The 22125-nt window shown below is 48.7% G+C and carries 22 protein-coding genes; 16 read left to right on the top strand and 6 right to left on the bottom strand.

Annotated features, from left to right (window positions below; all coding sequences use genetic code 11):
• Positions 1 to 117 precede the first annotated feature (117 nt).
• The 6 genes from AAC007_RS11585 to AAC007_RS11560 all read left to right on the top strand — a co-directional run bounded on the left by AAC007_RS11585 (position 118) and on the right by AAC007_RS11560 (position 4996).
• The gene (locus tag AAC007_RS11585; protein WP_339676961.1) at positions 118 to 537 is read left to right on the top strand and encodes a hypothetical protein; all 420 of its coding nucleotides are present in this window, start codon (positions 118 to 120) and stop codon (positions 535 to 537) included.
• Between the two features lie 90 nt (positions 538 to 627).
• On the top strand, positions 628 to 1329 hold the full coding sequence (locus tag AAC007_RS11580) for a hypothetical protein (RefSeq protein WP_339676959.1): 702 nt from the start codon (positions 628 to 630) through the stop codon (positions 1327 to 1329).
• A 122-nt stretch (positions 1330 to 1451) separates the two neighbouring features.
• The gene (locus AAC007_RS11575; RefSeq protein ID WP_339676958.1) at positions 1452 to 3029 is read left to right on the top strand and encodes a transposase; all 1578 of its coding nucleotides are present in this window, start codon (positions 1452 to 1454) and stop codon (positions 3027 to 3029) included.
• Positions 3030 to 3187: 158 nt separating this feature from the next.
• Complete coding sequence (locus AAC007_RS11570; protein WP_339676956.1) at positions 3188 to 4045, top strand: DUF4238 domain-containing protein; 858 nt, start codon at positions 3188 to 3190, stop codon at positions 4043 to 4045.
• A gap of 195 nt (positions 4046 to 4240) precedes the next feature.
• Positions 4241 to 4459, top strand: a complete 219-nt coding sequence (locus AAC007_RS11565) for a DUF6500 family protein (RefSeq protein ID WP_339676954.1) — start codon at positions 4241 to 4243, stop codon at positions 4457 to 4459.
• A 156-nt stretch (positions 4460 to 4615) separates the two neighbouring features.
• Positions 4616 to 4996, top strand: a complete 381-nt coding sequence (locus AAC007_RS11560; RefSeq protein WP_339676952.1) for an RDD family protein — start codon at positions 4616 to 4618, stop codon at positions 4994 to 4996.
• Between the two features lie 194 nt (positions 4997 to 5190).
• Here AAC007_RS11560 and AAC007_RS11555 read toward each other — a convergent pair whose 3' ends face one another.
• Both AAC007_RS11555 and AAC007_RS11550 read right to left on the bottom strand, forming a co-directional pair.
• Positions 5191 to 6135 (bottom strand): sensor domain-containing diguanylate cyclase, encoded by a 945-nt coding sequence (locus AAC007_RS11555; RefSeq protein WP_339676950.1) that lies wholly within the window; start codon positions 6133 to 6135, stop codon positions 5191 to 5193.
• Positions 6136 to 6428: 293 nt separating this feature from the next.
• On the bottom strand, positions 6429 to 8594 hold the full coding sequence (locus tag AAC007_RS11550) for a molybdopterin-dependent oxidoreductase (RefSeq protein ID WP_339676947.1): 2166 nt from the start codon (positions 8592 to 8594) through the stop codon (positions 6429 to 6431).
• Positions 8595 to 8827: 233 nt separating this feature from the next.
• Between AAC007_RS11550 and AAC007_RS11545 the strand changes: the two genes are divergently transcribed.
• Genes AAC007_RS11545 through AAC007_RS11500 form a run of 10 tightly spaced genes read left to right on the top strand, consistent with a single transcriptional unit; the run spans position 8828 to position 17328 of the window.
• Positions 8828 to 9598 (top strand): thermostable hemolysin, encoded by a 771-nt coding sequence (locus AAC007_RS11545; protein WP_339676944.1) that lies wholly within the window; start codon positions 8828 to 8830, stop codon positions 9596 to 9598.
• Positions 9591 to 11132, top strand: a complete 1542-nt coding sequence (locus AAC007_RS11540; protein WP_339676941.1) for an AMP-binding protein — start codon at positions 9591 to 9593, stop codon at positions 11130 to 11132. Before AAC007_RS11545 ends, AAC007_RS11540 begins: the two co-directional genes overlap by 8 nt.
• 45 nt (positions 11133 to 11177) lie before the next feature.
• Positions 11178 to 11849 carry an iron-containing redox enzyme family protein gene (locus AAC007_RS11535; RefSeq protein WP_339676938.1) on the top strand — a complete coding sequence of 224 codons (672 nt, stop codon included), beginning with the start codon at positions 11178 to 11180 and terminating at the stop codon, positions 11847 to 11849.
• 28 nt (positions 11850 to 11877) lie between these two features.
• Positions 11878 to 12669: an SDR family oxidoreductase gene (locus AAC007_RS11530; protein ID WP_339676935.1), complete on the top strand. Its 792-nt coding sequence runs from the start codon at positions 11878 to 11880 to the stop codon at positions 12667 to 12669.
• 32 nt (positions 12670 to 12701) lie between these two features.
• Complete coding sequence (locus AAC007_RS11525; protein ID WP_339676932.1) at positions 12702 to 13373, top strand: hypothetical protein; 672 nt, start codon at positions 12702 to 12704, stop codon at positions 13371 to 13373.
• Between the two features lie 26 nt (positions 13374 to 13399).
• Positions 13400 to 14062 (top strand): response regulator, encoded by a 663-nt coding sequence (locus AAC007_RS11520; protein WP_339676930.1) that lies wholly within the window; start codon positions 13400 to 13402, stop codon positions 14060 to 14062.
• A complete protein-coding gene (locus tag AAC007_RS11515; protein ID WP_339676927.1) occupies positions 14059 to 15423 on the top strand; it encodes an ATP-binding protein in 1365 nt (454 codons plus the stop codon). Before AAC007_RS11520 ends, AAC007_RS11515 begins: the two co-directional genes overlap by 4 nt.
• Before the next feature lie 20 nt (positions 15424 to 15443).
• Entirely contained in the window at positions 15444 to 15773 is a 330-nt protein-coding gene (locus tag AAC007_RS11510) for a cupredoxin domain-containing protein (RefSeq protein WP_339677009.1), read from the top strand.
• Between the two features lie 33 nt (positions 15774 to 15806).
• Positions 15807 to 16619, top strand: a complete 813-nt coding sequence (locus tag AAC007_RS11505) for an FTR1 family protein (RefSeq protein WP_339676924.1) — start codon at positions 15807 to 15809, stop codon at positions 16617 to 16619.
• Positions 16609 to 17328: a hypothetical protein gene (locus tag AAC007_RS11500; RefSeq protein ID WP_339676921.1), complete on the top strand. Its 720-nt coding sequence runs from the start codon at positions 16609 to 16611 to the stop codon at positions 17326 to 17328. The genes AAC007_RS11505 and AAC007_RS11500 overlap by 11 nt, the downstream gene beginning before the upstream one ends.
• Here AAC007_RS11500 and AAC007_RS11495 read toward each other — a convergent pair.
• The 4 genes from AAC007_RS11495 to AAC007_RS11480 form a co-directional block, all read right to left on the bottom strand.
• The gene (locus AAC007_RS11495; RefSeq protein WP_339676918.1) at positions 17322 to 17738 is read right to left on the bottom strand and encodes a hypothetical protein; all 417 of its coding nucleotides are present in this window, start codon (positions 17736 to 17738) and stop codon (positions 17322 to 17324) included. The two genes, AAC007_RS11500 and AAC007_RS11495, sit on opposite strands and share 7 nt — an antisense overlap.
• A gap of 105 nt (positions 17739 to 17843) precedes the next feature.
• Complete coding sequence (gene recG / locus AAC007_RS11490) at positions 17844 to 19934, bottom strand: ATP-dependent DNA helicase RecG (RefSeq protein ID WP_339676916.1); 2091 nt, start codon at positions 19932 to 19934, stop codon at positions 17844 to 17846.
• On the bottom strand, positions 19934 to 20860 hold the full coding sequence (locus AAC007_RS11485) for a LysR substrate-binding domain-containing protein (protein ID WP_339676913.1): 927 nt from the start codon (positions 20858 to 20860) through the stop codon (positions 19934 to 19936). Before AAC007_RS11485 ends, recG begins: the two co-directional genes overlap by 1 nt.
• 261 nt (positions 20861 to 21121) lie before the next feature.
• A complete protein-coding gene (locus AAC007_RS11480; RefSeq protein ID WP_339676910.1) occupies positions 21122 to 22111 on the bottom strand; it encodes an NAD(P)H-quinone oxidoreductase in 990 nt (329 codons plus the stop codon).
• Between the last annotated feature and the right edge of the window lie 14 nt (positions 22112 to 22125).

Below are 22125 nucleotides of genomic sequence, written 5' to 3'. Positions count from 1 at the left end.
AGTTTACTAAATAAAGGGATAGGGTATGAAGATAGAAAACGGTTTTGTAGATAGTGGTCAGAGTGACGTGTTTAAACACGTCACATCGACGTATATTTAGCTGTTATGTGAAAGGCCATGATTAAGTTTTTTGCCATGCTTCTAGCATTCCCACTCGCTATCGCGGCGCATGAAAATTGCGAGGAAGGCTCGGATGGTTTCATACATTGTGAGCAGCCTCAGGCAAGAATGCTTATGCATCAAGGCCGGATGGTCGAAGTTGGCAGGTACGGAGATAAGAGCGGATATCTAGAAGCATTGGAGTGCATTCAGGAGAGCATTTCTTCAGGTGACCTTATGGGCAAAACGTGGAATTCCACGTATATGCGCAGCTCTTTTGTAAAAGTGCCAAAAGATATCGCAGTGACAGATATCTCACTGACTCCCCAATTCAGAACGTACTCCGTAGTATTGGGAGGCCACAAGTTTGCATATGTGGTCACTCTTGCCCCTGATGGATCGTGCCAAATTGAGAATGATGAGTTTATAGATGTATGAAATCACATAACAAGGTAGGCAAAATCGCCCGCAAAAAGCGCGGGCTGGACTTGCTAACGCTCGCCTTTGCTACCGGCGTTAACTGTATCTATGACCACTGACTTACAAAAAGAACGAGAAATGGTTTACGCATCCCAATTGGCTAAAACTCTAGGGTGTAATTGGGCTATTGAGTTTCCAGCCAATGAGCTTGAATGGCCCGACTTACTTGTTCGTGATGGTGACCAACAGTTTGGCCTAGAAGTAAGAGAAATTACTAAAGATAAAGAAACAAAAAAGGGCTCCAAGCGAAGAGCAAACGAGAGTCGAAACAATCAAATGATCCAAACGCTTGCAGATAGCTATTATCAGCAAGCTAGTATTCCTATGAAGGTGGGGGTCTTAGGAAATATTGATAATGAGATGGAAATTCTAGAATCGCTAATTCAGTTCATCAGTGACTCTAATGAATGGGATAATCTAAGAATAGAGACAAAAAACCGGTCTATACTCTACGCGACTCACCTTCCAGAAGAAGTAGGAATCTATAAACGATGGGAGTATGTTGATGACAGAGTTGGGTGGGTGAGAGAAATCGATAGTGAATTTCTAACTCAGTTCGTCACCGAGAAGGAACACAAGATTTCAAAGTACAAGTTACACTTGAGCGATATAAGGCTGTTGTTGGTCGCAGATCCTACATATAGTTCTGGTCAACTCTCGTTTACAGATAGCAAAATTGACGTTAAAAGCGAGTTCAGTGAAATCTATTTTTTGGTCTATCCAAATGAAGTTTATCGCTCAAACAGTTAACAAGCGCGTCAAATACGACGCGCGTACCTCGCGCGCTTTACGCGGGCGTTGAGGCTGTAGAAAAACCTCCATTTCGATAAAAGTTTTGCTAAAATTGGCCAAAGCATTAAGGAGTGATGCGAATGCCCAAGTTCAAGCCCTATGACTACAATCAAAGCGCAATGATTGTGATCAATTACGAAGACCAGCTCCAACCTGGCACCTTCGAACACGCCATACATCATCTGATTAATAAACGCATAGATCTGTCTGCATTTGACGTGAACTACCAAAACGACGACGGTGGTCGACCCGCGTATGATCCAGCGATTCTGTTAAAAATAATCCTGTTTGCGTATTCCAAAGGCATTACTTCAAGCCGAGAAATACAGTGGTGCTGCGAATCTAATGTTATTTTTAAAGCGCTTTCATGCGATACCGTGCCGCACTTCACCACCATAGCTAGCTTCGTAAGCAGCTACCCCAAAGCGATTGAGAAGCTGTTTGAGCAGATATTACTGGTCTGCCATCAAGAAGGATTATTAGGCAAAGAACTCTTCGCTATCGACGGGTGCAAGTTGTCGTCGAATGCTGCCAAGGAATGGTCGGGTACTTTTAAAGAGTTGGAACAAAAGCGCGATAAAATTAAGCGTCAGATTCGTCATTGCCTTAAAGAACACCGCAAACTAGATAAAACTGACCCCGATCAGAAGCAGCAAATACAACGCACCAAACAAACCATTGATACCTTGGACAAAGCCTTTGAGCGGATAGACCAATTCCTAAAGACGTCAGCCCCAAGGACGGGGCAAGGGAAGCGGCCAAAGGAAGTAAAAAGTAATATCACCGACAATCAGTCGGGTAAAATGACCACCAGCAAAGGCACTATTCAAGGTTATAACGGTGTGGCCACCGTCGATAAGAAACACCAGATCATTATCGACGCCCAGGCTTTCGGCGAAGGCCAAGAACACCACACCCTACAGCCCGTGCTTGAAACCGTGAAGTCCCGGTTAAACAAATTAGGCATTCGCAAAGACATCTTTAAAGGCCGCTACAAACCGATCATCACTGCAGACACCGGTTTTGCCAACGAAGCTAATATGGAATACCTCCACAGCAATAAAGTGGATGCCTACATTCCCGATAACCAGTTCCGTTCACGTGATCCTAAATTCCAAGATCAAAAAACAAAGTACGGCAAACGGCATCAGACTAAACCAGAAAACCAAAAGCGCAAGGTGATTCCGGCAAGCGAATTTGACTTTAATCCAGTAAACTTGGTTTGTATTTGCCCCGCAGGCAACAAGATCAGCTTCCGAGGCGAGCGACCCGACGAGAACGGCAATCCAAAAGCTTACTTCGAAGGAAAGCTTCTGCAATGCAGAAACTGCACAATCAAAGATAAATGCATGCAAAACCCGGCGGCGGCAGATCACCGCAAAGGCGCGGGTCGGCAAGTCTCTTTCTTGCTGGAGCACAAGCGGGAACCGAACTACACTGATTGGATGAAGCATCGCGTCGATAGCGCCAAGGGTAAACAAATATACAGTCATCGCATGTCCGTGGTGGAGCCTGTATTTGGCAACATCACCACGAACAAGCGGCTGAATCGATTTAGTTTGCGTGGGAAGCAGAAAGTAGATGCTCAATGGAAGCTCTACTGTATGGTACATAACATTGAAAAACTGATGAATTACGGCCATATCGCAGCTAGGTGAAGTAGATTAGGCGAATGTCTGCTGGAATATGAAAAAACAGCGACCTGACGATGAAGAATTCGTATGAAAATTAAATTAACTAAAAATGTTGGGCTGGAAGATTGCGTGAGCTGAAAATACGTTTTCCTACAGCCTCGTTAGTGCACACTGGAGTCAGCATGGGAAGAAAAGCAAAGCATCATTACATTCCAAAATGCTACTTGAAGGGATTCACAAATGGAGGTGAAAGCTCTTCACCATTTTGGGCTGTGCCAATAAATAACGACAAGCCATTCCCTACTAGCCCAAATGATGCATGTGCCCAGCGAGACTACTACACAGTAGATCATAAGAATTCTTTGATTGTTGAAGATTTCTACGCTGAGAAAATCGAGCCTAAAATAAGTGCGGCTATTAGTTACATTAATGTACATTCGTGCCTACCCCCCAAGGAAGAAATGAGGTGTCTGATTTTATTACTGGCGACTCTGTATTTGCGAGTTCCTTCGCATAGAGAAAACTTAGAAATGCCTATGCGGAGAACGAAAGAAATCGTAGAGAGCATGAGCCAAGATATAAATATCTCTAATAAAAGCGAATTCGATTACTCTAAAACTGATCTTATACAGGCAGAGTTAAGGTTAATAGATACAGTACAAGAGTGCTTATCGAATAAGTTTTATCAATTGTTCATAGTCGAAGATGAAAGTCTTAATGTAATTACCTCGGATAATCCTTTTATCATTAGCCACCCTAAAGACGGTAAAGGATTTTACTTTGGCCTAAACACATCAAATATTGAAATATGTGTGCCGATTACAAGTAAAGCAATATTGATCGCTAGAAATGAGAAAATGAAAGAAGGGGCTTTCACGGCCACTAAAGAGTTAATTGGTTTAACAAATACAAAGCTCGTATTGTCTGCTAGCCGGTTCTTTTATTCCAATACGGAAGAGATATTGCTGGGTGATGATAATATCTCCGTCCACAAACACAATATCAGCACTAACAAGGCAATGCACCCGACAAGCGGGTGATTGCGGCGTTGAGGTTGTAGAATAACTCTAAAAATAACGGTTTTTGATAAAGTACAGCATCGAATTCAGGAGCGACTACGTACCCAATTTCAAGGAATACTCCCACGATATAATCGCAGTGGTCGTGATTGATTTTCCTCAACAGTTATCCCATAGATATGGTGCTGAATTCACCAGCGAAGAAAGGATCTAACATTGAGAGCTGAGCTTAGAAATAAAATTATCGAAGTTTGTGATCAAAAGATTAGTAAGCGGGGCGATGGCGTGGGTTTATCATTTTATGCATTCTTTAAAAATAAGAATGACCAACCTGATGTCCTGATGGAAGCCGCTAGGTGGTGGATTGAAACGCATCAGTTAGATCACTTTGAAAAGGCACTAAAGATTAAGTCTTTGGTAAAGTCTGGTCTGTAATCATTGGCATGTTCAAGTAGCTATGATGGAGAGAAGGCATGGAAGATGTGATGACTGATAAGGACGAGTCAAAGATGGATTTAGAAAACACTGATGGTGACATACTGCGCGAGCAGATGGAGTCGGCTTGGAGCTGCAATAATTGACGGCTTAACAATGATTCCTATAACACTTCCATTGATGTATTTTACCGGCGGTTTCGATGATATTTCAAAAGGCATAGAGCCTTCCGTCTCCTACTTCTTGGCCTTGTCCATTGCGGGCATGGCAGCATTCCTGCTAATTCACGGTAAGTTTTTGGTAAGAGATGGACAAACCCTGGGCAAAAAAGTACTAAATATTAAAATAGTGACCTTAGCTGGGCGGCATGCAGACGTTCCCACTCTGGCCAAGAGATATGGCTTTAGCTGGCTGATTCCACTCATCCCAGTTATTGGGCCCATTATAAATATCGTCAATATACTCTTTATATTCACTAAATCTAAACGGTGTTTACACGACCATGTCGGCGAAACCAAAGTAATAAATTCTAACTAGCAAAGCGTGCCGGCGGAAATATCCGTCGGCTAACTAAGGCATTAAAATAAAATCTTAACTGCTAGTTTTTAAGCATCTACTGCGCTAAATACATTATCCCGCGTGCCATTCAATCTTGGCACCCAAGACAACCACATCGGTGAAAAGCCGTGGCTATTGTTGTCAGTTCACTCGGCCATTTTCCTGGCGCATGCTTATCCCATGGCTTTGGTGTATCTGTTCCAATGGCCTCGACCTTCCTCTTTGGTTTTATAAAGCGCTTTATCCGCAGCGGCAAACAAGCTGCCTGCGCTGGTGGTATTATCCAACATACTGCTGGCGCCAATACTGATACCAATATTGATATATTTTCCTGAGATTTTAAAAGGCTTCGCGACCGCTTCAATAATATTTGTGCAGATTCGCCCAACGGTTTCATAATTCACCGCGTTTTTGAGGATAATGCCAAATTCATCGCCACCGAGTCGTGCAACAATATCGCTTGAGCGGACGCTGGCCTTGAGCCGCACTGCGACTTCCTTGAGAAGCTCGTCTCCAGCCTGATGTCCTAAGGTGTCATTGACTTCCTTGAAGTGGTCAAGATCGAGAAGTAAAAGGTGAAGCGGGCTATGAGAATCAATCGACGCGCTAATCTCTCGCGCCAGATAGGTATCAAAACTGCGGCGATTTGCTAAGTTAGTTAAAGGATCTTCTTCAGCCAAGGACCGTATCAATTGCTCATCTTTCTTGCGGGAGCTTATGTCAACAAAGGTGGCCAATGCCCACCCCAGTTCAGCCAGAATGACTCCGCCGTGGATGGTTGTTTTGATCTTGCCATCTTTACAGAGCACATCGACTTCAACCTGGTCAATTTCGAAGTCTTCCGATGTGGGATTGCCGAGATACTTATACCAGTTAGCGTCCGCTTCGGCGCGTTGCTCTGGATTTGGGTAGGTTTTGTCTACCCACTCTGGAATCGTTTGAAAATCGCGGACGTCGTAACCGAATAATTCCGTAAATTTCCGGTTGGTAAAAAGTATGCGGGCGTCGGATATTCTCGCCCATGATATGGCGACAGGTAGGGAGTTGAGCACTACTTGTAGATGCTTATCAAGATGTTGCTCGACTGTGGATAATAAAGGCGATGGATTCTTATTCATATCTAGCTTCTGCGCCAGTGGCATGGTGTGTAATATATCTGTGACCTATGCTATCAGACATCCGTTTAAAGGAAATTAGTGGAATTCCGAGGGGTATATAGCGTAGAAAAATGATTCTTTATCCGCAGCTGAATATTGTTGTTTTTTAAGTTCTTGCTGCGAATGTGTCGTGTCGATGCGGTGCGTTTACAGTACCGCCGCACGGGTAAATAAGCGACAACGGAAGCTAATGTTGACTGAGCTCATATTCGCTGGCCCCGTTGTGCTCGGGTCATCAATAGTAAGCCGTAATTTTAGGCACCTACTACGCCAATCACACTGACCCGCGTGCCATTCAATCTTGGCACCCGCGATAGTGGATCTAGGTCTGTATTTGAAACTAGGGTGTTGCGGTTTACCCCACCGTTGTAGGTACCTTCTCCAGTTTTCGGGTCGAAGGTGCGATAGCCCCAGCCGTGTTCCATTACCGCGACGCCGCAGCGAATGTCTTTTGAGAGTTTCGCCTTGGCTTGTAGCTGGTTGGTCACTGAGCTGACAGTAACGGTTTGGCCGTCGATGATGCCGAGCTTCTCACCGTCGGCGATATTTATCTCGATGGTGCCGCCGCTCATTTCCTGTTCTTTCATACCGCTCATGCTGGTTTCCACCGACCACGAGTTCATCATTTTCATGCGGCGACGGCCAATAAGTTGAAGTGGGTAGGCGGAGGTATCAGCGGGCTTTTCTTTTAAACGCTCGACGAGGGTTTGCACAAATATCTCTGGCGCAATATTCACTTTGCCATTGGCGGTGCTCAATTTTTTGAATAGCGCGCCGAACTGGGGGCGGGTATCTACACTGCCAAGACCATGTTCGGCATTATTAATGTCCTTCCATTTAAACATGCCGCCGGATTTAACTAGCACCCGAGACAACCACATTGGCGAAAAACCGTGACTTTTATTACCCGTCCAATTCGCTAATTTCACTGTCGCTTTTACTACAGGGTTTAACCATTGTTTACCCATCACAAACGGTTTGTTCATGCTAATGGTAAGGTCGCGTAGAAACTCCCATTCGTAACGCATACCGTCTGGCAGCTCAACGGCGGCGCGGCTTATTTGCGCCCGTGGCGCTGGGCTAAGCGCTTGCAGCAAGGGATTGATTTCTGAACGTTCTAAAAAGTGATCGCCGGGAATTAACCAATCTGCATGACGATGACTTTCACGCTGGAATTGATCTATGACGACGAAACATTCCAATTGCGAAAGTGCCGCATCGAGTTTGTCGCCATCTGGCCCCGACACGACGGGGTTACCACTATTCATTATTAAGGCGCGAATTTGGCCTTCACCTGGCGTGGTGATTTCATCTGGCAGTTCAGCGAGGCTATGTGAGCCAGCCACGTTTTTATTGCCGCGCACACGACTAACGGCGTCTGACTTTGGAAATAATTTATCGCCTGCGGCCAGTAAATCGAGAACACCAACCGCGTAGTAAACGCCGCCTTCTTGCTCTACGCGGTTGGTGATTAAATTTAGCGCCTGCACCAGCCATAGCGCGAGTACGCCGTTGCGACCCTGACTGATACCGGTGCGGCCAATCGCCATGGCGCGCGGTGCCTTAGCAAATTTTTCTGCGAGGCGATAAATGGTATCCAGTGGTATATCACAGAGCTGGCTAAGGGCGTTTAAGTCCGCGCTTTGGGCGTGGGATTTTAATGTGGCTAATCCGTGAAGGTGCTGGCTCGGCGCATTGCCCCAGTTATTATCAAAAATGATTTTGATCATCGCCAACACCAGTGCCCAATCTGTTTCTGGCAAAGGGGCGATATGCTGACTGGCTTTCGACGCGCATTCCGTGGTGCGCGGGTCAATAACAACCAATTCTGCGCCGGCGTCTTTACGGGCAAGTACCCGCTTCCAACCGTCGGGAGAGTAACCTATCCAGCACATGCCGCTAATTTGAGGATTGGTGCCGATCAGGAGGAAGTAGTCGCAGTAATCGATATCGGCCTGCAGGCTAACCCAGGGATTGCCGTACAGGTTTTCTGACACCACATGCAGTGCGTTTTGATCTACCGAGCCAACCCAAAATCGACTTTCGGTGCCAATCGCATCTAGGAACATGGCCTGAAATAGCGCGCTGCCAAAATTGAAGCCGTTGGGGTTGCCGGTGTAGCTGCCGACGGCGTTGGCGCCGTGTTTATCAATAATGGCATTGAAGCGCGAGCCAATATCGCTAATGGCCTCTTCATAACTTGATTCTACATAGCGGTCGCCAACCCGTTTCATCGGTTTGGTGATGCGCTTGGGATGGGTCAGGGCGAGGTGGGCCTTGGCGCCTTTAATACAATAATCCCGCCAGCTAAACGCGTTCTCCTTATCTGGCTCTATTTTCAAAACTTGATTGTTTTCAGAGCTGACTTTCAGGCCACAGGCCTGTTCGCAAATACCGCACACGGTGTAGCTAGTTTTCATTTCACGCTCCGACGCTTTTTATCGTTATGACTTGCTGGTCTTGCGTAAGGGCGCCGACCTTATCGGACGTGGCCCTACATATCTGAATCCATACTACTGCGTCGAATAATTGTGTCAACAGGAAATAGTTTCTTTTTGGTGGCATGTGGGCGTGTGAATCAAAAATCTTCGTAAATGCGTGGCGAGCTCATTTTCTTAAGTCTTTCTTAAATGTCGCCCTTTAGGCTGCAAGCATGAAATCTCGGAATGAGCGCGCAACTATGTATACACAGACAGAGTATCCACAGACAGATTCAGGTCAAAACGGATTAGATGGTGTTCAAGCTGCTAATTCTCAGTCTAGCGAGGCACTCGAAATGTCCCCGCAATTATTTCTGCTCGGCCGTAAAGCGCCTGAACGGGCTCAAATAGAGGCGTATATCGCCAACAAATTTTCTAGTACTTACGGCGCTACCTTGCGCGAATTCCTACCTTTCTTTCTTATCATGCGAGCTCGCCGCGAGATATCCGGTGTACTTGGTATGCGTCGCGGGAGTCATGGTCACGCCTTGTTTGTAGAGCAGTATATGGACAAACCCGCAGAGCGTCTTCTGGGGGAGATATTAGGTCGCCCCGTTGAGCGCAGCAGCTTGGTCGAAATAGGCAATTTAGTGTCGACCTGGCGCGGTAGCAGTCAAATGTTGTTTATCGCGCTAGCGTCCCTAATTTGTCGAGCCGGAGCCGAGTGGGCCGTATTTACCGCAACGCCAGAGGTACAAAAATTACTGCGTCGCTTGCGGGTGGAGCAGCATGCCTTGTGCGAGGCCGATGGCCGTCGACTAGGTGTTCAGCTGGCCGATTGGGGCACATATTACGACACCAAACCCACAGTGATTGCCGTTAATGCACGCCATGCCGTGTCTGTTTTTGCCAAGCAGCCGATGATGGCCATGTTGCTAAACAGCTGCGATGCACAATTGGCAGAGGTAGATGACAGCCTGAATCTGCGAGCGCTGTATGAGTAAAATAATTGACGCGCTGCAGCAGGTGGCGAACGTGTCTGGCGACTCGCCTGCTCTTCAAGGTGAGAGTTTGACCTTGAGTTACAGCGACTTGTTTAATACGGTGGCTAGAGTAGCCGAGCAATTGAATACCTTAGGTCTTGAACGGCTTGGCCTCGCCGCAGACAACGGCCCAGAATGGATTATTGTCGACTTAGCTTGCCAGTTAGCGGGTATCCCCCTAATTCCGCTCCCTGGCTTTTTTACACCAGAGCAAATGCGTCACGCGCTCGACAGCAGCGGTGTCGATGCCTTGCTTAGTGACCGCAAAGACCTTGGTCATAGCAGCGCGGCTTTATTCGGGCCGAGGATCAGCGTTTGTTCAGTGCCACTTGTGGGTTTATCAACAATCCGTGTTTTTCGCTTAGAGGCCTCATCTGACAAAAACGCCTTGCCTGACAATACCGCAAAAATTACTTATACCTCGGGCTCAACTGGCCACCCCAAGGGGGTGTGTTTATCAAATGCCGGCCAATTCGCAACGGCCTCAGCGTTAAATCAGGCTTTAAAAGACATATCTTTGCAGCGCTACTTAGCGGTCTTACCACTCGCGACGCTATTGGAAAACGTGGCCGGCGTATACAGCGCATTATTGCGTGGCGCGCTGGTGATATTGCCCAGCTTGGCAACACTCGGTTGGGCGGGTAGCTCTGGTCTGGATATTTCCTGTTTAGCGGCAACGATTAGCGCATCGCAACCTGATAGCGCAGTAATACTGCCGCAAATTTTGAAAGGACTCATTGCCTATAGCGAAGCCGGTGAGTGGCGCGCGCCAGCAAACCTTCAATTTTTGGCTGTTGGCGGCGCGCGAGTGGCCCCCGACCTGATTGCGCGCGGGCGACAGCTTGGCTTGCCAGTGTATGAGGGTTACGGCTTGTCAGAGTGCTGCTCGGTGGTTTGTGTGAATCGCCCCGGCGCCGACAAGCCCGGCTCGGCTGGCAAGCCCTTAGCTCATTGCGATGTAAGTATTTTAGAGGGGCAGGTTATGGTTGGCGGCAATGTTTACCTTGGATATTTGCAGCAGGATTCCGGTGGCCGTTTGCTGACTGAGGTTGCTAGCGGTGATCTTGGTGAAATAGACGTCGATGGTTTTTTGTGGCTGCGCGGTCGCAGCAAAAATGTATTGGTAAACAGCTATGGCCGCAATATTTCGCCGGAGTGGCCAGAGAGCGAATTGTCCGCACTGGTGAGCATTCAGCAGTGCATGGTGATCGGCGACGGCCAAGCTTATTGCAGCGCTCTGGTTTTCCCATCACCAGGTGTAAGTAGCGAGCAAATCGCTAAAGAAATAGACCAATGCAATGCGCTGTTGCCAGATTACGCCCAGATCAAGCGCTGGGTGATGTTGCCCAAGCGGCTCAGTGTCGAAGACGGTTTATTAACCGCCAATGGCCGTTTGCGCCGCAATGAGATTTTGGCCTATTACGCTGACTTAGTGAATGAGTGCTATCTCGACGTTTTGCCGAAAGCTCGGACCACTGTATCTGCGCTGGGCTAATGCGCTGCCAGCGCCGCCAAGCTTAAAATGTTAAAGGAGTACGCAATGGGATTTTATGAGCAACTTCAACTAGAAACCGCGTCTGCCAGAGCGTCATTGTACGACATCGGTTTTATTCAAGAGGGTGTCAGCGGCAAGCTAAGCTTAAACGACTACATTCAATTTTTGATACAGGCCTATCACCACGTAAAACACACCGTGCCCTTGCTAATGGCCTGTGGCGGTCGTCTTGATGAGCGCTATGAATGGCTGCGCAATGCGGTCGCGGAATACATTGAAGAAGAGCTCGGCCATCAAGAGTGGATACTGAATGACATTGCCGCCTGCGGTGGCAATGCTGAGCAGGTGCGCAATAGTCGCCCCGCAGGCGCGACCGAGTTAATGGTGTCTTACGCCTACGACATGATTAATCGAGTTAATCCAGTTGGCTTTTTTGGCATGGTTCAGGTGTTGGAAGGCACTAGCATCGCAATTGCCGACAACGCGGCCGGTGCGATTCAACAAAGTTTGGGGCTGCCAAAAAAGGCCTTCAGTTATTTAACTTCTCATGGCGCATTAGATATTGAGCATGTCGAATTTTTTAAAGGCTTGATGAACCGGATTGAGGACAGCCGCGATCAGGAACAAATCATTCACAGCGCAAATATGTTTTACGGTTTATACGGCAATATCTTTCGTGAACTTGGTCGGCGCGGAGGAATGAAACATGCGGCCTAAACAATTGCGATTGAGGAATAGCTAAGCCATGACGACATTGACCATTGTGTTAACTGGTGCCTGTGGTGGTATTGGTCGAGCCTTGGCTGTTGCCTTTGCCAGCGCCGGCCATAATCTGGTGCTTATTGGCAGAAATCCCGATGCACTGGCCGCCTTGCGCGAAGGTTTAGAGAGACCGCGTAGCCACCGCTACATAGTGGCGGACTTGTCGTCGGCGGAAGCAATTACCGAGCTGTGCAGCGATATTGCTGATGGCTCGGCGATAGATGTGCTGGTGAATAACGCGGGTACCTCATCTTTTGGCGTGTTTGCAGAGACCGACGACGCCGTCGTAGAGCACATGTTTCAGTTAAATGTATTGGCGCCTATGCGTTTGTGTAAAGGCCTAATGCCGCTATTGCTAAAAAGCCGGAACGCCGCCGTTATCAATGTTGGTTCAGGTTTTGGCAGTATCGGCTTCGCCGGATTTACAGCTTATTGTGCTAGTAAATTCGGCCTGCGTGGATTTACTGAGGCCCTACAGCGCGAACTTGCTAATGAAAATATCGCTATACACTATCTAGCGCCAAGGGCGGTAAATACTGCATTGAATTCCGACAAGGTGGTTGCCATGAACGCCGAGCTTGGTAATGCCGCGGATGAGCCGGAAGTGGTCGCCGCTGCGGCGCTAGCGATGTTGCAGTTAAACAAAAGTAGCAATCGCTATTTGGGTTGGCCGGAACGCTTCTTTGTCCGTCTCAATGCGCTATTTCCCTCGATTGTGTCCGGAGCGCTAAAAAAGCAATTGGCTACGATTTTACGTTATGCGAAATCTGCCTAACCATCTGAGTTATAAAGAAAGGAGCGGCCTTAATGAAAATAATCACTATGAGATTTAGTCTTGCATTACTGCTATTGTCTGCGGCCCTTTCTGCCTACAGTGACAACGGCAGTGTCGATATTCAATTAGCAGCTAGCTCAGCAGTGACTGAGTTACAGACTGACTGGGCTAAGGCGCAATATGAGGCCGATCAAAAGCAGCAAGAACGTGATTTTAAGTCTCTGTTAAATCGCACAAATAGTTTTGTAAGTGCAGAGTCAGGTAATCCCGACCTTTATGTTTGGCGGGGAATCATTAAAGCAAGTTATGCTGGCGTAAAAGGGGGCTTGGGCGCACTGAGCTTAGTAAAAGAAGCGAAGGTCGATTTAGAAAAAGCAATAGACTTGGATGGTGGTTCATTTCAAGCCGCTGCGCGTACTAGTTTGGGTTCATTGTACTTTCAAGTGCCAAGTTGGCCAATTGGCTTTGGTAGTGATAAAAAGGCAGAGGCTTACTTACTTGAAGGCTTAGCTATGGCGCCTGACGATATAGAAAGCAATTATTTTTACGCGCTGTTCCTGCTCGATCAACGCAGAGGAGATGAGGCGCGCCAATACCTCGAACGCGCGTATACTGCACCTAAACGTCTCGGCCGCGGCTATGCCGACCAAGAGCGTCAGCGTGAGATACTTGAGCTGATTACCGAACAGCAGAAACAAAAATAACTTCGTAAAGGTGGTGTGCCGAATTCATGCGAGTTTTGTTAATTGAAGACGATGTATCGCTGGCTGACGGCACCGTAAAAGCACTTCGACGTGCCGGCTATGCCATTGATCATGCCGCAACAGGTAGCGAGGGGCGTCGCTTCGTTGAGGCCGGACAATTAGATATTGTGATTTTGGATTTAGGCCTGCCAGATATTGATGGCCTAGTGCTACTGCGTGAGTTACGACTATTGCAGACTGGCATACCTATACTCATTTTAACTGCGCGCGATTCCCTCACCGATAAAGTTGCCGGTTTAGACGCGGGAGCTGACGATTACCTCACCAAACCCTTCGCCTTCGAAGAATTGCTGGCTAGAATTCGCGTACTGTCGCGTCGCAATGCACCAGTGCGTGAGCCGGAACTTAAATTTGGCAATGTGCTTATTAATATTGCCAGCCACGAAGTTCGCCTGGATGGCGAAGTACAAAAATTATCCCGTCGCGAATTTGCGATATTGCGAGCGCTGGCAGATCGTCCTGGACAGGTGTTTTCCCGCGAGCAGTTAGAAGAAAAGCTCTATAGCTGGGGAGATGAAGTCACGAGTAATACCGTTGATGTCCATGTGCACAATTTGCGGAAAAAACTAGGCCACGACCTAATTAAAAATATTCGCGGTGTGGGATTTGTTCTCGGGAGCGCTGGGTGAATTCACTGCGCCGATTTTTATTGGTCAGCCTGCTGTCAGCATTAATGCTGGTCAATTTTATCGCCGCGCTTCACGGTTATCGCGCTAGCATGGCAGAAGCCGAAAATTTGTTTGATCAGAAACTCAAGGCGATGGCTCTGCAATTGTCATCGGTGCCCTTACGCACTGCAAACAATGCGCCTGCGCCGGATGACGAAAACATGGTGTTTCAGCTGTTCAATGCTGACGGCAAACTTGTGTGGCATTCGGTACACGCGCCAGATCAATACATCGCTGCGAATGAAGGTTTTAGCGAGAATAATTTTAATGGCTACCGCTGGCGTACCTTGAGTTATTTTAATTTTGTGAATGGTCATCGCATTATGATTGCGGAGCGAGTAGACCTCCGCTACCGGCTGGCAGAAAGTGTCATTCTTGAATCAATAATACCGGTTGTGGTGGTGCTGCCGGTGGCGGGGCTATTGATTTGGTTGATTATCGGTCGCGGCCTAAAAAGCCTAGCGATTTTGGCAAGAATATTACGGGGCAAAGCGGCCGACGATTTAAGCGCAGTAGACGTGGGGCAAGCTCCCAATGAACTCATGCCGGTTATTGAATCGGTTAATTCCATGTTGAGACGGCTTGCTGCCTCCTTTGAACGCGAGCGCCGTTTTTCTGCAGATGCAGCCCATGAGCTGCGAACGCCGATTAGTGCGATTAAAATCCATTTACATAATTTGCGTGATGAATACGGGCAAGACAATGAGTCTTTGCTTAGCTTGGAACGCGATGTTGATCGCTTGGCACATTTGGTAGAACAGATGCTGCTGCTGCACCGCACCACCCCTGATCACTACCCTGCCAAATTCGAACGTATATCACTGGCTGCATTGGCGCGAGAAGTTATTGCGGAGCGCTACCAGGATTTTGTGAGTAAGGATCAAATAATTGAGTTGCTTGGCAATGATGGTGAAGTAGACGGAGATCGTTTTGCAATCGGCATATTGTTGCAAAACTTACTCACTAATGCGTCAAAATATACTCAGTGTGGTGGCGCGATTCAAGTGAAAATAGAGGCCCTTGAAAACCGAGTTCGTTTAATCGTTTCTGATAATGGGCCTGGTATTAGCGCAGATATGAAAGAGCGTGTGTTTGAACGATTTTATCGTGTTGGCGGTGATCGTCACAGCTCAGGTGTTAGCGGCTGTGGTCTTGGTCTGTCGATTGCAGAACACATTGCCGAATTACATAGTGCAAGCATCTCTATGGCCACGGGTGATAATGGTTGTGGTCTCGCGGTCACTGTTGATTTTCCGACAACACTAATTGCGTTAAAAGCTAGCGGCAATTTAGCGCTGGAACAGTTCGGAGAAAAAAGGTGACCAGTTTACGAGTATCAATGATGGAAATTTTTCGACTCGTATTATTAGTCGTTGGCGTGTTTTTTTATATGCAGGCCTTTGCTGACAAGCCGGAATTTGAAATAGCAATTAGACAACATTTGTTTGAGCCTTCGGTGATTGTTGTACCGGCAAATACCAAGATTAAATTATGGGTCAGTAATGAAGATAAAACCCCTGAAGAGTTTGAAAGCTACGAATTAAACCGAGAGAAAGTGGTATTAGGCGGGCGTCGGTCACTCATCTTTATTGGTCCGTTGCCTGCGGGTGAATACCCTTTTTTCGGTGAGTTTAATCCCAAAAGTGCACAGGGAAAGATCATTGCGGAATAAATGGATGGGTCCTTTTTATAAAGGTTGGCGTCAATGCTATTAACCAGTGTGATCATAGTAATTCGCGAAGTGCTAGAGGCTGCATTGCTGGTCAGCATATTAATGTCGCTGTGCTTCAAGCTGGATATTGCACGTACATGGTTTAAGTGGGGTGTACTTGGTGGCGTAGTGGGGTCAATTGGCTTGGGTAGTCAGCTGGGTTTTATTTCCAATTTATTTGGTGGTATCGGCCAAGAGATTGTTGATGCGGGTTTGCAAATATTTATTTATATCTGTCTGCTTTATATCTGTGTTGAATTTATAAATCACTACTATCAGCGACAAGCCCTTAGTGGGACATTGCGATTCGTATTGGTGATCATCATTGTTTGTGCGATGTCGCGAGAGGGCTCAGAGATATATATTTATTTGTCTGCCTTTCAAAGCCTGCCACACGCTAGCGTGAGTTTATATAGTGGTTCAATTATTGGTTTAGGAATTGGGCTTAGCTGTTGCGCGCTTTTTTACTATTTTTTGTTAAGTTTTTCATTGGTGCGAACTTTGTCATTGGGCTGCGCACTGCTAACGGTGGTCGCTAGTGGCATGTTGCTGCAAGCCGGCAAAATGCTGATTCAGGCAGACATATTGCCAGACGGCCAGCTGTGGGATAGCAGCGCACTGCTCTCGGAAGAGAGCCTGTCGGGACAACTGCTCTATGCGCTAGCCGGCTATGAGGCAACGCCGGCTCCGGCTCAATTGGTGCTTTATCTGTTTGGCGCGGCATGTATGGCGTTGGTAATGCTGTTGCGTTACTGGCATTGGCAAGGACGTAAAGCAAGCACAAGGGCGTCTGACGATGAAAAATAGCAGCGACAAATATTTATTAGCGATAGCCGCCGTAGTGGGATTAGCTTCGTTTTCCCGGGCTGACGGTTTGCCGGTGGACAAAATATACGCGCCTTATGTAAACAGTTTAGAAAAAGAATTTGAATACCGCTTAAGTCAGGCAGAGGGCGGCTTGCAGGCACCTGATGGTTTCATTATTCAACGCTTTGGTTTTGGTGCCGCCATTTCAGATAGCATTGCCTTAGAAGCCTACCTTATCGCGCAAGGTCAGGACGATGCCGATCGACTAAGTGCTTATGAATTTGAAGCGCGCTGGCAAATTACTGAACAGGGCGAATTTACCCTGGATTGGGGCGCTATTGTTGAATACGAGCACAGTAGAGACGGCAATGTCGAAGAGTTGGCCGGCAAGATAATAGTGCTAAAGGAATGGGGCGGATTTGTTGGAACGGCCAACGCCAGTATCATTTATGAATCCAGTGAGACAACGGGCGATGAGTTTGAAACGGCCTTGTCGCTGCAGGCGCGCTTCCGCTATCGGCCGATGTTAGAACCGGCGTTGGAATTTTACGCGGCGGAGGATTATCGAGGCATCGGTCCCGTATTAGTCGGCGCTGCCCGTTTAAGCGGGGCGAATAGTTTGCGTTGGGAGGTGGGAACGGTGTTTGGTTTAGACGAGGATAGTGCAGATTACAGCTTTCGTCTTATGCTGGAATACGAGTTTTACTGATCATCCGAACGGTCTTCTGGATTGCGTCTACCCGCCATTTTCTGCCTAAAAAACAGCGGGAAGCGAGTGTTGATATACGATTGTTCGCGCATCACATGGTGAAAGCTGATGCTATTGTTCAAGGTCACCACGGCACCGCGTTCGTCTAGGCGATAAACAGTGCCTTCAATAAATTCAGATTCCTGATCGTGAAAAAGTATCTTGCCGCAAATGGTCTCGCCGACTTGAAGCCGCTTGCTAGGCTGTAACTCAATCACCACACTCTTTTCTGCGATTTCCAATACCTTGTACGAGTCGCCGGTATGGGTGTTCAACGGCGGCTGTGCGGTTCTCGGGTAGGGGAGACGAAAAAATCTCCGCCGCTGACTGTCTTTATTATCACTCATAACTAATTCACGATTACCCAACATTTTTGTCTCGTCTTCTTTGTAGAGCAAAGTGACCCGCTTGTCGAATTTTTGCCATGTCGGCTTTAATGCCTGTCTTATCGTATTATCGGCAAGTTAGTCGATTTCTTAAACCGAGGCGTAGACCGTGCGATTTGACAGCCAGCGCTGTATCAGGGGCTTAACGTGACTGGGGTGGGCTTGCATGATGTGTTGGGCCTGCTCTCGCACGTCATCGAGTAAGTCGGTATCGCGCTGTAAGTCGGCAATTTTAAAGCTCATTAAACCTGTTTGCCGTGTGCCTAAAACTTCACCTGGCCCGCGTAGCTGTAAATCTTGCTCGGCGATCACAAAGCCGTCAGTGCTGTCGCGCAGCGCGGTCAGTCGCTGTTTGCCGTTGCGGGAAAGCGGCGATTGATACAGCAATACGCAAAAGCTTTGCCGACTACCGCGGCCAACGCGACCGCGTAATTGATGCAGTTGAGCGAGGCCTAGGCGCTCCGCGTTTTCAATAATCATCAAGGACGCATTGGGTACATCGACCCCCACTTCGATGACGGTGGTTGCCACTAGTAAATTCAGTTTAGCCGCCTTGAATTCGGCCATGACCTCGGCCTTCTCTTTTGGCTTCATGCGGCCGTGTACCAAACCGACGCGGAGTTCGGGCAGGGTTTCTTTTAGTAATTCCCAGCTTGCCTCGGCCGCTTGAGCCTGCAATTTGTCTGACTCTTCGATCAGCGTGCACACCCAGTAAGCTTGCTGGCCGCTGGCGCAAACCGCGCGCAGGCGCTCCATCACATCGTCGCGGCGATCATTGGCTAGCACCACGGTATTCACAGGACTGCGGCCGGGCGGTAATTCGTCAATGATCGAGGTATCTAAATCGGCATACGCCGTCATCGCTAGGGTGCGAGGAATTGGGGTGGCGGTCATGATTAATTGATGGGGCTGTCCCACATTGGCGGCGGCTTTTTGTTTTAGGGCGAGGCGTTGATGAACACCGAAGCGGTGTTGCTCATCGATAATGACCAAGCCCAGCTTGGCAAACTCCACATCATTCTGAAACAGGGCGTGGGTACCCACTGCGACATGGGCGCCGTGGTTGGCTATCGCCTCGCTTTGCACCTGCCGCGCCTTGCCTTTGAGTTTGCCGGTCAGCCATGCCACGTTCAGGCCCAGCGGCTCCAACCACTGACTAAAGTTTTGGTAGTGCTGTTCGGCGAGAATTTCAGTAGGTGCCATTATCGCGACTTGATAGCCGCTGCTGACCGCCCGCAGTGCTGCTAGGGCCGCCACTGCGGTTTTACCGCTGCCGACGTCGCCCTGTACTAGGCGCAGCATCGGAATGTGGCCGTGCAAGTCTTTGGCAATTTCTGCGGCGACTCGCTTTTGCGCACCGGTGAGGGTAAAGCCGAGCTGGTCTAAAAAGGCCTTTTGTAGTTTCTTAGGTCCGTCGAGCGCTGGTGCACCGGAGCGCTGGGTTTCGCGCCGCAATTCCTGCAATGCCAGATTGTGGGCAAGCAATTCTTCAAATGCGAGGCGTCGCTGGCTGGGGTGGCGGCCGTCTTGTAATTGGCTGATAGACGCGTCTGTTGGTGGGTGGTGCAAATAGCGCAGTGCGTCTGCTAGCGTCCAATGGTCGCGGCTGAGTTGCGCTGGTAGTGTGCCGCTGGGCAGCCATTCGTTAATGGGGTGACTATCTAAATAGTGCAGCGCCTGATCACTTAATTTACGCCAGCTGGTTTGCGCAAAGCCTTCCGTGCTTGGGTAGATCGGCGTGAGTCGCTCCTCTACTGCAACAGGGGCGTCGTCGCTAATAACGCTGTATTCGGGATGATAAAATTCTAAACCGCCACTGCCGCGGCGCGCTTCACCATAGCAGCGCAACTTGGTGCCCGGAGTGAGTTGCGCTTTCTGGGCGGCATTAAAATGGAAAAAGCGCAGCGTGGTGGTGCCGGTATTATCTTGCAGTCGGCAGACAAGACTGCGCCGTCGGCCAAATACAATATCTGCGAGCAACACGGTGCCTTCAAAAACCACGTCGGTATTTAATTGCAGCGCCCCTAGCGGCGTAATGCGAGTGCGGTCTTGATAGCGCAGCGGTAAATGAAAGAGTAAATCTTGAATCGAGTTGATGCCGAGCGCCGCTAGCTTTTCCTGTAGGCGTGGTCCAACACCTTTTAAGGTGTTTACACTAACTTGATGGAGAGCTTGGGTCATTAAGCGGTGCTGGCCGTCAATTCGGGCGCGGCGGCTTTAATCGCTTTGCTAATCACATCGATGGCTTGGTGGCGTGGAAAACTCGTTCGCCAGGCTAAGGCGACGGTGCGGGTGGGCGGAATAGCGAACGGTCGAATACACAACACACCGTCACCGTAAGGGGCGACCTGAGCCGCCGACAGCGGCAATATGGTAATGCCTAGTTTAGATACCACCATGTGCTTTAGCGTCTCTAAGGAACTGCCTTCGACAACCGATTGTAATAGGCGGTCGCCATTGGCAAAGGTTTGACGCAGGCCGGGGCAGGCGGCCATGACTTGATCGCGGAAGCAGTGACCTTCTCCTAGCAGGAGCACGTTCTCATCTAGGAGATCGTCGTGATGTAGTTTTGCCTTTTTCGTTAAGGGGTGATCATTGGGCAGCAGTACCACAAAGGGCTCTTCGTAAAGGGCTTGGGTAACCACATCGCTTTCATTAAAGGGCAGCGCGACGATGATGGCGTCTAGTTTAGATGCGCGTAGTCTCTCCCTCAGTGTGCCGGTGAGATTCTCTTCTATATAAAGAGGCATCTCTGGTGCGAGTTCGCGGATGACCGGAATGCAACGCGGGTATAAATACGGCCCCACGGTGTGAATGGCGCCAATCGCCAGCGGTGTGCCCAGCGGGTCGCGACCTTGGTTGGCAAGTTCGCGGATATGGTCGGCTTGCTCCAAGACAATTTTGGCCTGTTGAATAACTTGCTCGCCGACTGGGGTGGTTTGTATTTGGCTGCGGCTGCGTTCAAACAGTGAAATGCCTAATTCGTCTTCCAGTTTTTTAATCGCGACACTTAGCGTGGGCTGGCTGACATGGCATTTCTCTGCGGCTTTGCCGAAATGGCCGGTCTCTTTTAAGGCGAGAATGTAGCGCAATTCTGTAAGCGTCATAAAAAACCTAAGTTGATAGTTAATAGCTATGGCGCTAAATAGTACATGTTGGCTCTAAAAACACAATTCAAACTGCTCAAATAGTGGCTAGCGGCATCGTCTTAAGTTTATAGCGTAAGTTCGATCAGCGCAAAATTTACTGTATATAAATACAGTAAATTTTGCGAGGGTCAAGAGCGGTGATGACTATTAGTATCAGTTTGGCTCAGTTGCCCCTCGATAGCTGACGGCAATGAAGTTTCTGCCAGCGCAAGGGGGTGATTAAAAGGTGAGTAGAATTTTGCCTATATGATCGCCACCTTCCATACGGGTGTGGGCGGCACCCACTTCCTCAAAGCTAAATACCTTATCGATGAGGGGGGCAAACTTACCCGCAGCAATGAGCGGATACACCCGCTCTTCAATATCTGCGGCGATTAACGCTTTTTGTTCGCCACTTTGGGCGCGCAGTGTAGATGCGGTGATGGTGAGGCGCTTCATTAACACCGGTACAAAATTCACCTCAGTGTTAAAGCCTGCTTGAAAAGCGATAAATACAATGCGGCCGTCGTTGGCGGCAAGCTTCAGATCTTTCTGTACATAATCACCGCCGACCATATCGAGAATGACATCCATGCCTTTGCCTGTTGGGGTGTCTGCCAGTTCGCTGACAAAATCGTCGGTTTTATAATTAACGGCTTTTATCGCCCCCAGCTTTTCACAGGCGGCGCATTTTTCTGCGCTGCCGGCAGTGGTGTAAACATGGGCGCCGATGGCTTTTGCAAGTTGGATCGCGGTGGTGCCGATGCCACTGCTGCCACCGTGCACTAAAAAGTTTTCCCCGGCTTTTAAATGGCAGCGCTGAAACACGTTGTGCCAAACCGTGAAAAAAGCCTCGGGTAAGGCGGCAGCGTCGCGAATACTAACGCCCTTTGGGATAGGCAGGCACTGGCTGGCGGGCGCCACCGTATAGTCGGCATAGCCGCCGCCATTGCACAGTGCGCAAATCATATCGCCCACTTGCCAGCGGCTAACCTCGCTGCCGACGGCGACAACTTTGCCAGAGACTTCTAAACCCAATACGGGGCTAGCGCCCGCTGGTGGCGGGTACAAGCCGTAGCGCTGCATTAGATCGGGGCGGTTTATGCCGGCAGCCGCAACTTTTATCAGTACTTCGTTGGCGGCGGGGCTGGGCATTGCTTCGGTGTTAATGCTTAGGCTGTGGTCATCTTTATTTACACTAACAATACGGCGGGTGGTGGGGATGCTCATAGTCGTCCTCCTGA

Source organism: uncultured Zhongshania sp., from assembly GCF_963975605.1.
Lineage (GTDB): Bacteria > Pseudomonadota > Gammaproteobacteria > Pseudomonadales > Spongiibacteraceae > Spongiibacter > Spongiibacter aquimaris.
This window is presented reverse-complemented; position numbering and strand designations above follow the sequence as displayed.

Excerpts from the sequence above, each read along its gene's own strand:
- AAC007_RS11530 (WP_339676935.1), top strand. The coding sequence starts at position 11,878 with ATGACGACATTGACCATTGTGTTAACTGGTGCCTGTGGTGGTATTGGT.
- AAC007_RS11580 (WP_339676959.1), top strand. The coding sequence starts at position 628 with ATGACCACTGACTTACAAAAAGAACGAGAAATGGTTTACGCATCCCAA.
- AAC007_RS11570 (WP_339676956.1), top strand. The coding sequence starts at position 3,188 with ATGGGAAGAAAAGCAAAGCATCATTACATTCCAAAATGCTACTTGAAG.
- AAC007_RS11535 (WP_339676938.1), top strand. The coding sequence starts at position 11,178 with ATGGGATTTTATGAGCAACTTCAACTAGAAACCGCGTCTGCCAGAGCG.
- AAC007_RS11500 (WP_339676921.1), top strand. The coding sequence starts at position 16,609 with ATGAAAAATAGCAGCGACAAATATTTATTAGCGATAGCCGCCGTAGTG.
- AAC007_RS11480 (WP_339676910.1), bottom strand. The coding sequence starts at position 22,111 with ATGAGCATCCCCACCACCCGCCGTATTGTTAGTGTAAATAAAGATGAC.
- AAC007_RS11525 (WP_339676932.1), top strand. The coding sequence starts at position 12,702 with ATGAAAATAATCACTATGAGATTTAGTCTTGCATTACTGCTATTGTCT.
- AAC007_RS11550 (WP_339676947.1), bottom strand. The coding sequence starts at position 8,594 with ATGAAAACTAGCTACACCGTGTGCGGTATTTGCGAACAGGCCTGTGGC.
- AAC007_RS11555 (WP_339676950.1), bottom strand. The coding sequence starts at position 6,135 with ATGAATAAGAATCCATCGCCTTTATTATCCACAGTCGAGCAACATCTT.
- AAC007_RS11520 (WP_339676930.1), top strand. The coding sequence starts at position 13,400 with ATGCGAGTTTTGTTAATTGAAGACGATGTATCGCTGGCTGACGGCACC.
- recG (WP_339676916.1), bottom strand. The coding sequence starts at position 19,934 with ATGACCCAAGCTCTCCATCAAGTTAGTGTAAACACCTTAAAAGGTGTT.
- AAC007_RS11560 (WP_339676952.1), top strand. The coding sequence starts at position 4,616 with ATGATTCCTATAACACTTCCATTGATGTATTTTACCGGCGGTTTCGAT.
- AAC007_RS11585 (WP_339676961.1), top strand. The coding sequence starts at position 118 with ATGATTAAGTTTTTTGCCATGCTTCTAGCATTCCCACTCGCTATCGCG.
- AAC007_RS11545 (WP_339676944.1), top strand. The coding sequence starts at position 8,828 with ATGAAATCTCGGAATGAGCGCGCAACTATGTATACACAGACAGAGTAT.
- AAC007_RS11575 (WP_339676958.1), top strand. The coding sequence starts at position 1,452 with ATGCCCAAGTTCAAGCCCTATGACTACAATCAAAGCGCAATGATTGTG.
- AAC007_RS11495 (WP_339676918.1), bottom strand. The coding sequence starts at position 17,738 with ATGTTGGGTAATCGTGAATTAGTTATGAGTGATAATAAAGACAGTCAG.
- AAC007_RS11540 (WP_339676941.1), top strand. The coding sequence starts at position 9,591 with ATGAGTAAAATAATTGACGCGCTGCAGCAGGTGGCGAACGTGTCTGGC.
- AAC007_RS11510 (WP_339677009.1), top strand. The coding sequence starts at position 15,444 with ATGGAAATTTTTCGACTCGTATTATTAGTCGTTGGCGTGTTTTTTTAT.
- AAC007_RS11485 (WP_339676913.1), bottom strand. The coding sequence starts at position 20,860 with ATGACGCTTACAGAATTGCGCTACATTCTCGCCTTAAAAGAGACCGGC.
- AAC007_RS11505 (WP_339676924.1), top strand. The coding sequence starts at position 15,807 with ATGCTATTAACCAGTGTGATCATAGTAATTCGCGAAGTGCTAGAGGCT.